10 protein-coding genes and 1 riboswitch are annotated in these 11,086 nt (G+C 35.5%); of the genes, 2 read left to right on the top strand and 8 right to left on the bottom strand.

The features are described from left to right. Nucleotides 1–341: 341 nt before the first annotated feature. On the bottom strand, nucleotides 342–476 hold the full coding sequence (locus tag RHOW815_RS04225) for a transposase family protein (RefSeq protein WP_215217096.1): 135 nt from the start codon (nucleotides 474–476) through the stop codon (nucleotides 342–344). Nucleotides 477–633: 157 nt separating this feature from the next. Then, nucleotides 634–1,602: a UDP-glucuronic acid decarboxylase family protein gene (locus RHOW815_RS04220; RefSeq protein WP_215217095.1), complete on the bottom strand. Its 969-nt coding sequence runs from the start codon at nucleotides 1,600–1,602 to the stop codon at nucleotides 634–636. Nucleotides 1,603–2,254: 652 nt separating this feature from the next. On the opposite strand from RHOW815_RS04220, the gene RHOW815_RS04215 reads away from it, so the two are divergent. After that, nucleotides 2,255–3,208: an NAD-dependent epimerase/dehydratase family protein gene (locus RHOW815_RS04215; RefSeq protein WP_215217094.1), complete on the top strand. Its 954-nt coding sequence runs from the start codon at nucleotides 2,255–2,257 to the stop codon at nucleotides 3,206–3,208. On the opposite strand, the gene RHOW815_RS04210 is transcribed toward RHOW815_RS04215, so the two are convergent. The 6 genes from RHOW815_RS04210 to waaF all read right to left on the bottom strand — a co-directional run bounded on the left by RHOW815_RS04210 (nucleotide 3,180) and on the right by waaF (nucleotide 10,696). Continuing rightward, nucleotides 3,180–4,442 carry an MFS transporter gene (locus RHOW815_RS04210; RefSeq protein ID WP_215217093.1) on the bottom strand — a complete coding sequence of 421 codons (1,263 nt, stop codon included), beginning with the start codon at nucleotides 4,440–4,442 and terminating at the stop codon, nucleotides 3,180–3,182. The genes RHOW815_RS04215 and RHOW815_RS04210 overlap by 29 nt on opposite strands. Further along, a riboswitch (TPP riboswitch) is annotated at nucleotides 4,432–4,538 on the bottom strand. Its footprint overlaps the gene before it by 11 nt. A gap of 411 nt (nucleotides 4,539–4,949) precedes the next feature. Further along, nucleotides 4,950–6,455, bottom strand: coding sequence for an NAD(P)H-hydrate dehydratase (locus tag RHOW815_RS04205; RefSeq protein WP_215217092.1), 1,506 nt, complete (start codon nucleotides 6,453–6,455; stop codon nucleotides 4,950–4,952). After that, nucleotides 6,455–7,453 carry an NAD(P)H-dependent glycerol-3-phosphate dehydrogenase gene (locus RHOW815_RS04200; protein ID WP_215217091.1) on the bottom strand — a complete coding sequence of 333 codons (999 nt, stop codon included), beginning with the start codon at nucleotides 7,451–7,453 and terminating at the stop codon, nucleotides 6,455–6,457. Before RHOW815_RS04200 ends, RHOW815_RS04205 begins: the two co-directional genes overlap by 1 nt. Nucleotides 7,454–7,546: 93 nt before the next feature. Then, complete coding sequence (locus tag RHOW815_RS04195) at nucleotides 7,547–8,725, bottom strand: UTP--glucose-1-phosphate uridylyltransferase (protein WP_215217090.1); 1,179 nt, start codon at nucleotides 8,723–8,725, stop codon at nucleotides 7,547–7,549. A 2-nt stretch (nucleotides 8,726–8,727) separates the two neighbouring features. Then, complete coding sequence (locus tag RHOW815_RS04190; RefSeq protein ID WP_215217089.1) at nucleotides 8,728–9,639, bottom strand: glycosyltransferase family protein; 912 nt, start codon at nucleotides 9,637–9,639, stop codon at nucleotides 8,728–8,730. 7 nt (nucleotides 9,640–9,646) lie between these two features. Then, the gene (waaF, locus tag RHOW815_RS04185) at nucleotides 9,647–10,696 is read right to left on the bottom strand and encodes a lipopolysaccharide heptosyltransferase II (protein ID WP_215217088.1); all 1,050 of its coding nucleotides are present in this window, start codon (nucleotides 10,694–10,696) and stop codon (nucleotides 9,647–9,649) included. Nucleotides 10,697–10,849: 153 nt separating this feature from the next. Here waaF and RHOW815_RS04180 point away from each other — a divergent pair. After that, nucleotides 10,850–11,086, top strand: a 237-nt coding sequence (locus tag RHOW815_RS04180; protein WP_215217087.1) for a helix-turn-helix domain-containing protein, incomplete at its 3' end; no start/stop codon positions are given.

The following is an 11,086-nucleotide window of genomic DNA, read 5'->3' as shown; positions in this document are numbered from 1 at the left end:
TCTCCTTGTGTTTGATTGTTAAAAATCACAATAGAGATTCTTTCATCGCCTGCCTATTCTTTTTTTAATTCTTCTGTGCACTTCAAACTTGAAAAGACTCAGGAAAAAAGAAAAGGCATACGTTAAAAAGTCAGGAGATATAGTGGTTCCGATTCAATCGTATAGAAAAATATAGGATTAACGACAATTTTCAAGTCGTTGACTTGAACCCCATTAAGCTAGCCGTTTGAATTGGCACTACTATATACTAGTTTGATTTCAAATTAAGAATTGCATAACTGGGTTTTTTTGAAAAAACCGCTCTATCTTACAAGGATATGTTATCTTTTGTATAAAAATGTTTATATATTAAACCTCTTAATTTGAATGTAAACGAGTATATCATGAAGGCTATATAGTTGATTGAGCGCCTTTCTTGGGTCTGGTAATTTCGAAAAATGCATCATAATAGATGAAGAATGAATGAATCCTTCCATTTTATACTCCTTATGAAAAAGGAGCCAGAATCATTTTTTATCTCTCAATTATCAAGCAAAATCTTCATGCGTTGGCCCTGGTAGGAATGTAGGATGAAAAATATAAAGTAAGGAAAAAGCTTATTAGCCTTACTACAAAACATGAAGAAGATAAATCTTAAGAAAGAGAAAGTATTTTTTTAGTTTGTAGAACTTTATCAAAATATTGGATGGTTTTAAAAAGACCTTCTTCTAGATAAACTTGCGGTTGCCAATTCAGTAGTGATCTAGCTAAAGCAATATCAGGACAGCGCTGTTTGGGATCATCTTGTGGCAAGGGATAGTAGATTATCTTTGATTGAGAACTTGTTAGCTTAATAATTAATTCCGCTATTTCGCGAATTGTATATTCCAAAGGATTTCCTAAGTTAATTGGTCCTGTTTGACACGCTTGTGTTTTCATCATAGAAATAATTGCATCGATGAGATCATCAACATAACAAAAAGAGCGGGTTTGCATCCCGTCTCCATAAAGAGTAATAGGAAGGTTTTGCAAAGCCTGCACGATAAAATTAGAAATTACTCTCCCATCATTTGGATGCATTCTAGGTCCAAAGGTATTAAAAATACGTATTACTTTAATTGATAATCCATATTGTCTATGATAATCAAAACATAGAGTCTCTGCGCATCTTTTTCCTTCATCATAACAAGATCTAAGACCAATTGGATTTACATATCCCCAATACTTTTCCTGCTGTGGATGCATTTGAGGATCACCATATACTTCACTCGTTGATGCTTGTATAATCGTAGCTTTTTGACGCTGGGCTAGATCTAGCATATTAAGTGAGCCTAATACATTGGTCTTAACCGTTTTTACAGGATCTTTCTGATAATGAGGCGGTGAGGCAGGGCAAGCAAAATTACAAATATAATCTACTTTAAGATCGAAAGATTCACAGATATCTTTTTCCATAAAGGTAAAAGAGATGTGCTTGATAAAGCTCCGTAAGTTATTTAGGCCGCCAGTAAAAAGATTATCCACACAAATTACCTCATGCCCTTCCTGTAGAAGACGTTCACACAAATGCGAGCCTAAAAACCCAGCACCGCCTGCCACTAAAATTCGCTTTTTTGCATCCATTTTATCCTCTAGTAATTCTCCTCTATGATGACAAAAGTAGCCGAGAATCCGTTTCGTTTTTTGGGTAATGTGATACAGAGTATAGGATAGTTTAAAAAAACTCGATATACTTCAGGAAGCTTAACATAGTAATCTGTTATTTTTGTAGTTCGTTGAATACTGACTTCTGCTAAAAATTGAGGTTCTTTGGTTAATAAAAAAATAAATGCGCAAAAAAAAGAAACCGGTGCCATTATTCTTAATGCAAAGATCTAGCGGAAAAAGATTTTCTTAAGATTGGGGTCATTCATGAATATTTTACTCAAGAGTTACTTCTAAAAAGCGATATCACCAGGATATCAATAACGTCTAGGATAAGCTCCTTATATATTTTTAAAATGTATACATACTTTATTTCTAGATGATAAAATATCTTTGCTAAAGCTTGTTTTAAAGGAATAAAACCATGGGAACTATTAATAACACTCTTCTTCTACATGTTCCTAACATCATTATATAAGAATTTTTTATATCCTGAAACATCTCTAAAGATATTTATGCAAGCAGCAAATCCCTAAAAATAATAAAATCACGCGCTTAATCATTTCTAAAATCACATTTTCCGATAAACTGATGGGATCAATGTTAAAAGAGTAATCATTTTCATCAAATTATGGATAAAATTTTCATTACAGGCATTGCGGGATTTATTGGGTTTCATCTTGCAAAAAAACTACATAAGCTAGGTTTTTATGTTAGCGGTTGCGATAATTTCAATCCTTACTACGATCCTGCTTTGAAACATCAAAGAGCTGCTTATTTACATAAATTAAATATTTTAGTGCTTAATTGCGATCTCAATGATAAAGAAATCATAGATCTACATCTCAAAACATCGAATATTTCTCATTTTGTGCATTTAGCTGCACAAGCAGGGATACGTCATTCAATCACTCATCCCGAAAGTTACATGCATAGCAATCTTTCTGGCTTCTTTCAGGTTTTAGAAGTTATTAGAAAGAATCCTAATCTTAAGTTAATTTATGCATCTTCTTCTTCCGTATACGGAAAAAGAGCTGAAACTCCTTTTTGTGAAACCGCACCTACAGATCAGCCTAGTAGCTTTTACGGAGCCACAAAGAAATGCAATGAAGTGATGGCAGAATCCTATCATAAACTCTATGGGCTTCATTGCACAGCCTTGCGTTTTTTCACCGTTTATGGTCCATGGGGACGGCCAGATATGGCTTATTTCTCTTTTACAAAAGCTATTTTAGAAAACCAACCGATTCCTGTTTTTGGAGAAGGCAAGCTAATGCGAGATTTTACCTACATTGATGATATTATCGATGGGATTATAGCTTCTCTGCAAAAATCAAATGGATGTAATGACATTTTTAATCTCGGACATCATAAACCCTATAGCATATCAGAACTCATCTCTTACCTTGAAGCTCTCTTAGAAAAAAAAGCCATTATGGAATTCTTACCCACTCCTCCAGGAGATGTGCCTATTACCTATGCGAATGTATCCAAAAGCAAAAGCGTTCTTAATTTTGATCCTAAAGTCGATTTAAAAGAAGGACTCTCTTACTTTATCAAGTGGTATCAAAAGCAGTATAGCTAATTAATCTTTGAACTTCTCTCTTCTTGTGTGTATGCATACTTGTAAAAACCGCCCAAGCAGCTAATAATGCTATACAAATTACATATAGAGCTGGGGCTGCAATCCAACCAGATGCTTTATATAGCCAAAGAGAAATAAAAGCTGTAGAAGTGCCGATAACTTGCGAACCAACCGCATGAGCGGTACATAAAATCCTATAGCGATGCTCTTGTTTAACTAAATCCTGTGCCCAGACGTGATATGTTGCAGAAAATACAACACCTGCAATAACCAATAGCACACGCCCAATGCTAACTATTAAGATAGAAGAACTAGAAAAACAATAAAAACAAGGAATAGCTATAAGAGCCGTACCCAATGCGCCTATAAGCATTTGTTTTTCCCTGCCTATCTTTGTTGCTAAATAACCAAATAAAGGAAGAATACACATGTCAAAGCACAAAAGATACGTATTGATTTTGACAATTTGATTTTTCGTGATCGAATTAACTAAAGGAATATATCCACTAGCTAAAGTAAATGCTAGACAATATATACTAGAGGAAAACCCCGCAACTAAAGCAATAGTTACAAATACACGTTTGTATTGCAGGAAAACGTTGAATTTTTTTTCTTTTCTTATTTTAGGTTTTATTTCTTCTTTGCTTGCCATTCTTAAAATCAAAGCAACAATGGCAGTAAGCGCTCCTGCCCAAAATAAATAACGCCAATAAATCTCTTGAGCAGAATGGCTATAGAGAAAAAGCATAAAAGAAGCGGTTAGCATCCCTAAGACAGAGCTTGCATCATAGAGACTACTCATCCAATTTTTTTTTCTATTTTCTGTTTGTTCCAGCACGAAAATAGCTCCACCTATCGTTTCCCCTGCTGCAAAGAAACCTTGTAATAAGCGCGCTAGAAGAAGTCCCAAAGGAGCCATCATGCCCACTTGAGCATAGGTTGGTAGAAAGCCCATTAGCACTGTTGTAATAGATAGACCGGTAAGAGAGCTACATAATGCCCTCTTGCGACCTAAGTGATCGCCTAACCAGCCAAAAAATAAAGAGCCAACAAAACGAGAAAGAAAGCCCAATGGCAACATGGCATAGGTTAAAATCAGCGAGACAATAGGATCTTTCTGATCAAAAAATAAAGGAGCTAAAAAAGGAGCTAATAATGAAAAAAGAGCATAGTCGTAATGCTCTAAAAAATTGCCAAAAAAACCTGTAAGAATACTACATTTTGATGATTTCATAACACTCTCTCTACGCTGGCATAATCCAGATCAGATTTAAAGGGTTTAAGCAATATTTAAGCTTATCTCAGCCGTTAGGCACCCCCGGTGATCAACGATCATTTTATATAAGTCATGAATTTTAGTAAAACTAAAACAATTTATATAAAAAAACCGAAAGTATAGACGATTAAACAAAATCTAATCTTTCCTTTAATCTCCTATAAGAATCCCAAGCGCAAAAAGGTATCAAAACCCATAATGCTAAGGGCAGTTCCTATAGATCCTTTCGTCATGCTATAAGTATATTAGATAATAGAGCTCTTCTGAAACCTAAATTTTAATCACCACCTAAGCTACTATATCACCTCACGCGTGAGGTGATATGAGATTTGAGAACATTAAAAAATTGCAAAGCTCAAATATAGGATTTGCTTCTAATTTCTACTCATAAAAAATTTTTGATGTTATATAAACCCAGAGAAAGAAGAAAAGATCTTTTTTATTTTAGAAAGACCCAATCCAAATCTATAGTTTTTGTAAATAGTCTGCTTTTTTCATTAAAGAAAGAGCCTTTGGCAAATACTTTACAAGATCTGATGCTATAACACTATATGAAGTCAAATCCTCAGCTGCTTTTTTTCCTGCTACTGCATGAATAAAACAACCTAAAGCAGCAGCATAACGAGAGGTTAACCGATGACAGAGAAGAGCTGCAATCACTCCTGTTAGTACATCTCCGCTTCCAGCTGTTGCAAGTGCTGGATCTCCTTGAGTGATAATTAAGGGCAAATGACCACAAGTAAAGATAAAAGTAGGAGCCCCTTTTAAAACAAGAGTTACTTGTTTTTCATCTACATAATTTTGACATAAAAATAACCAGTCTATTTCTTGTGTTGTATCTGATTCAAGCAATCTTTTCATTTCCTGTTTATGAGGAGTCAAAATACAAGAAGGAGGCAATTTCCAAGAGGAGTGTGTAGCTAAAGAAAACAAAGCATCTGCGTCGATGACTAATGGTTTATTGAACTTAAGTAGATGCTGAACGATTTTATCCGTTTTTTTTACACGTCCAAGACCTGGGCCTACTAATACAGCTTTAGCTCGAGCAATTTCTTGATCTAACGCGTCAAAATTCTTATCATCTAAAGTCTGATGCATCATTTCATAAGGAACTAAAATCTTATCTGGGGAAAATACACGCACAATCCCCGCACCTGATCTTAAAGCTGCATAGCTTGCTAAAACAGCAGCTCCTGGCATCTCTTCAGAGCCTGCAATAGCTACAACATACCCTTTTTGATATTTATGCCAAGAACGTTGAATAAGAGGTAATTTAAGAGAAGACAAATTAAGCAAACAAGCAGAGGCTTTTACTTGATCTTCTGGGAGACCAAAACCACCTCGAACAATTTCTCCTACATGATCCCACCCGTCTCGTAGAAAGAATCCTGTTTTTGCTAATTCTAAATAGATGGTTTTAGTAGCATGAATAGCGATTAATCCAACCTCACCTGTGGTGCCATTTAAACCTGAGGGAATATCAATGGCAAGAATAGGAAGTTTTGAGCGATTAGCTATTTCAATAGCAGCGGCTAGCTCGTTATCTGCACTCTTTTTCATTCCAGTTCCTACAAGAGCATCTAGAATAAGGCCCGCATGACTCATCCTCTCTTGTATTTTTTCAAGAGAGAATTCTATTTTTCCTCCTTGAGAACAAAAATTCTCATACATATTCCGACACAAAGCACTAAATCTCTCTACCGGATAAATGGGGTAAGCTATAACAGAGTATCCCTTTGCTACTAGAATTGCACCTGCAGCAAAACCATCTCCTGCATTATTTCCTCTACCTGCAAAAAGCAATACTTCTTTAGGTAGTTTTCTTTCCTGGGTAAATTTTTCTACTTGCATTGCAACAGAAATTCCTGCTTGTTGCATAAACCCTAATTCTGAACAGCCCTTTTGAAAGGCTCTATTCTCTATATCCTTCATCTCTTGAGCGGTAACAACTTTTATGCCGTCTAATTCCATTATAAATGCTCTTCCTTAATAGCTCTTTGCAAAAGAGATTTTACCGCATCTCGTGGATCTAATTGTTCATAGAGTATAGAACAAATAGCGGCTGTAATAGGGACAGGGATATTTTTTTTCTCTGCTAATTGTAATGCAGAAATACATGTATAAGCCCCTTCAACTACCATGTTGATTTTTTCTTGAGCCCGTTCCCTTGTCAATCCGTCTGCAATTAATCTTCCAAACATATAATTACGACTAAGCTTGGATAAACAGGTAACACAGAGATCTCCTAACCCAGACAAACCATTTAAAGTTTCTGGATTACACTTTTTAGTAACAGAGAGTTTTCGAATTTCATGCAACCCTCGTGTCATTAGAGCAGATTTGGTGTTATCTCCAAATCCCAATCCATCTGAAATACCGCAAGCAATAGCGATAATGTTTTTCATAGCTCCACCAAAAGCCACTCCATTTATATCTGCATTGGGATAGATACGAAAATAGGAAGTCATAAATAAATCAACAACTTGGTGCATCAAAGGAACATGATAAGCTGCGCACACAATCGAAGTAGGCAATTTTTGAATGACTTCTTCTGCATGACTTGGACCACTTAAACAAGCAATCTTATCCCGCATCTTTTCCCCCAAAACCTCTAATACAACTTCGTGCAATAATAAACCGGTATTTTGCTCAATTCCTTTGGAAGTAACAATAACAGGACAATGTACTTTTCCCCTTTCTAGGACCTGTTCAAAAACAGGGCGTATTCCTTTTGAAGTAACCGATTCAACAATATATTCAGCACCTTCAACCGCTTCCGATAAGTCAGAGGTAAAGCTAAGATTGTCACTTGCTTTACAACGAAGTAACTTAGGGTGTTCTCTTTTTTCTGATAGCAAATCGGCAAATTCTGGTTTTGCCGTCCATAAAATGACTTTATGGCCTTTTGATGCAAGTAAAGCTGCTAAACAAAAACCCCATGTTCCTGCGCCTAAATAGCCAATTTTCATTTAGATCCCTTTTTCTTTTTTTGAATAACCCTGTATTATCTATTTATTTTAATTGTAAAATAAAGTATATATATTATGTGTTTTAAACCATTTCTATTGATTCTCATAAGCAATCAAGGCTTTCTTGACATTTTCTAAATCGTCTAATTCTTTTAAAGGTGCATAGGTAAGATATCGTGGATAGACAAGCGTAGCGCTGCGAGGTAAATAATCCAATACATCAAAAAGGAATTTTTCACATTTCCAAATAAAGCAAGAAACCTGTTTTGTTTGATTGAAGAGAAGCAAGTTCGTTTTTTTTCTAGCTAGATGCAAAGGTAATTTTACACGACAATAAAGATTTTGTAAATCAGACAAACAAAAGCAAAATATATTTACATTGCAAAAAAGAAATTCTTTATATCTCTCTGGAGATATTTCTGAATATTCTATAATCGAAATGCCTTCTTTTTTTTGTGCTACAACCCCCATTTTTTCTTGAGAAAATTCTCTTTTGACCACTTTCAAAGCTACACTTAAACCAGATTCTACTGTATAACCTGTAAGTTCTGGATCTAAAGGATCTGCTAAGGGGTTATCTATGGGGATCACATGAACATATTCTATCTGTAAATCTCGCCATAAATCCGCAATTTTGCTCGTAAAAAAACTATCCAATACGTCGCCATTACCATTGGGACCTTCTGCTATTTTACCAGGAGCTTCTAAACACCAATTGCCTTTTTCATCCAAAAAGGGAAGGTTTGTTTGTGAAAAAAATTGCACCTGAGAACTCTTCAATCCAAAGAAATGATTTTTTTTTAAAAAAATTTCCGTTTCTACGTGGTTAGACAAAGAGGTCATAATCGCAATTTGCAAACACTGCCCTAACGACTGTTTTTTTTTTATTCTTTCACAAAACCTTTGAAATAAACTTTTTCTCTGGTTTTGTATACAAATGGAAAATGTGCCTTTGGGGCCCCTCCAATTCAAGCGAGATCCATCTCCTCCAGCTAATATAATGCAGCCTACTTTTCCTCGATCGATGAGCTCACGACCTAATCGTTTACAGTTTTTTGACCCTAACAAGCCAGGAGTTTTTAAAGGCGTAGATAAAATGGGGGTTTTATCCCTATCGAGCAATCTTCTTTGTTCAAGTAAAAGAGAAGGATCTAGACGTTGTGCCTGTTGCCAAAATACCTTTAGCTGATCACTGCCTAGTGTTTCTAAACCATGTAAGAGATGCGCCTGATCTAAGGAATGAAAATGTTGAGATAAAAGCTGCTTTAGCATATCTATTTCTGCAGTTCACCAAGGATTTTTATGACTTGTCTAACTGAAATATTACAAATATCTTTATGTTTTGCAATAATTGGAATATGCTGCAGCAAGGGATTTGGGGATTTCACTTGCTGTTTCAATATTCCTTGCTTAGGATCTGCCCACAAAGATATCACATTAAGTTTAAAGGGACTATTTAAATAATACGTCATAGAAAGCACTCCTGAGTCAGGAGTAAGTAAGTAACAACAATGATTCTTAATAATAGAGAGCATCTCTAATAAATTGGTTTCTCCTCTTAAATCAACAACTCCTTCTTGTACAAACGGTATTTCTTTAGAAAATCCAAATAAGATAGGGGTTAGTTTTAATTCAAAAAATAGTTGATATAGACACTCTTTCCAATAAATAACAGGCCAATTTTTCTCATATTTGTATTTTGTTTCTGTCTGAATGTGAATCGCTATATATTTTTGCATGGGATCTAATCTAAACCGCTCACATAAAGCATCATGTTCTTCTAACCAATTTAACTTTGGAGTAATCCTTCCCAATTGCCATTTTAACCAACGCGTAGGATCTGGATGTTCGATAATTACATCAAATGATTTTTCGCTTTTTTGCAAACGAGCTAAAGAGCTTTTAAGATCAAAAGGTTTTCCTCTTTTCCACGAGGAGTCGACAAGTACTTTTACTTGACTTAATAAGTTAAATCCTAAAAAAAGGTCAGGACGTGTAAGAAAAGTAATTTTAGCATCAGGTATGAACTCACGAATCCTATATATTAAAGCATAAAGACCCAGAGGAATATCGCCTAACCCTCGATTCCAGCAAATCAAAAAATATGTACTTTTTTTCTTTGCTGCATTTTTTAATAAACGATCAAAAAAGGAGATTTTAAATGTATATAGTAACGTATCAAGCATGTGAATCTTAAGAGGGTTGGCTAAACAACGCTTGTAAAACTTGTTGATAAACCTCTTCTACTTCAATGGCTTTCATACAGCGAAAATCAATGGGACAAGTACGCTTATAACAAGGCGAACATGTGACGTGTTTATGGATTACTCTACCCTGAGAAAAAGGACCGGTCACTATTTCATTAGTAGAGCCGAATAATGCAACAACAGGTACGCCTAACGCATCAGCAATATGCATAGGTCCACTATCATTAGAAAGAAAAGCTCTACATAGAGAAATTAGGCTGGCTAACTCTCTTAAAGAGGTTAAACCTGCTAAGTTTATAGCTCTTGGTGGCAGAGTCCGACAAATGCTTTTAATAAGAGAGACACTCTCTAGATCTCCAAAAAACACAAGATGAATCTTTTCGTTTTGTAATAACTTATGGGCCACTTCCACGAATCTCTCAGGGAACCAACATTTAGCCGAACCATACGTAGCAGCTGGGTTAATACCGATTAAGATATCACCCTCTTGCACTCCTTGCTGCTTGACTAGCTCTTGCGCTGCTTTTATTTCTTGATTAGCAAGATACAACCGAGGGTTTGTTTTTGAAACAGGAATTCCCAATACAGACAATAACATTTTATATGTCTTGACGAGATGTTGCTTTTTTAATTGAGAGGGAGGATGAATAGGATGGGTTAATAAAAAACTTCTAAAATTACCCCCGTATCCTATCCGATAGGACACATGCCCTCGATAAAACCACCAGGAAGAAGAAAATGAATTGGTCAATAAAATGCCTAAGTCATACTTCCCTTGCCGTATTTTTTCCATAAGATCTCGGTGATTATCTCTACGATTAAATCCACTAGCCTTACTAAAACAAAATATCTCATTAATATCGGGATCCGTCTCTAATAACTGACAAACGCCTATACGACACATTGCTGTAATGGAAGCTTTTGGAAAAGAGCTGCGTACATCGGAAAGAATAGGAGTTGCCATGACAAAATCCCCTATCCAATTAGGCATGCGTATGATGATACTCTTAGGATCTATGTGTTTAATTGATTTCATGGGTTCATCATAATAATAATCAGCAAAAACTCACAAAACAATTCGTTTTAATAATTGTGGTAAGCACCTCATCAGGTGTAATTTTACGAATACAATTCATTAGATCTCTTGCATAACCAATAAGCAATCTAAAATTTTAAAGTATTTTAATCCATGAGAGCTGGAAGTAGCCCTCGAGGCGGTAGCAAATCAAAACTTTCACAAGACCAAAAAGAGTCTCTACTAAAACACCTACATGAAAAGACCTATCTTAAAGTCAAAGGGATCATAGCTTATGTGCATGAGCAATATGGGATAAAATATTCCCGAAGTGGCATGACAGATTGGCTCATACAGCACGGATTTGTTTATAAACGTCCTAAAAAGATTCCTGGGAAATTAGATCCTGAA

It is taken from the genome of Candidatus Rhabdochlamydia sp. W815 (assembly GCF_018642185.1).
Taxonomy (GTDB): domain Bacteria; phylum Chlamydiota; class Chlamydiia; order Chlamydiales; family Rhabdochlamydiaceae; genus Rhabdochlamydia; species Rhabdochlamydia oedothoracis.
The sequence above is the reverse complement of the archived record's forward strand: the minus strand, read 5'-3'. Positions and strand labels throughout refer to the sequence as shown.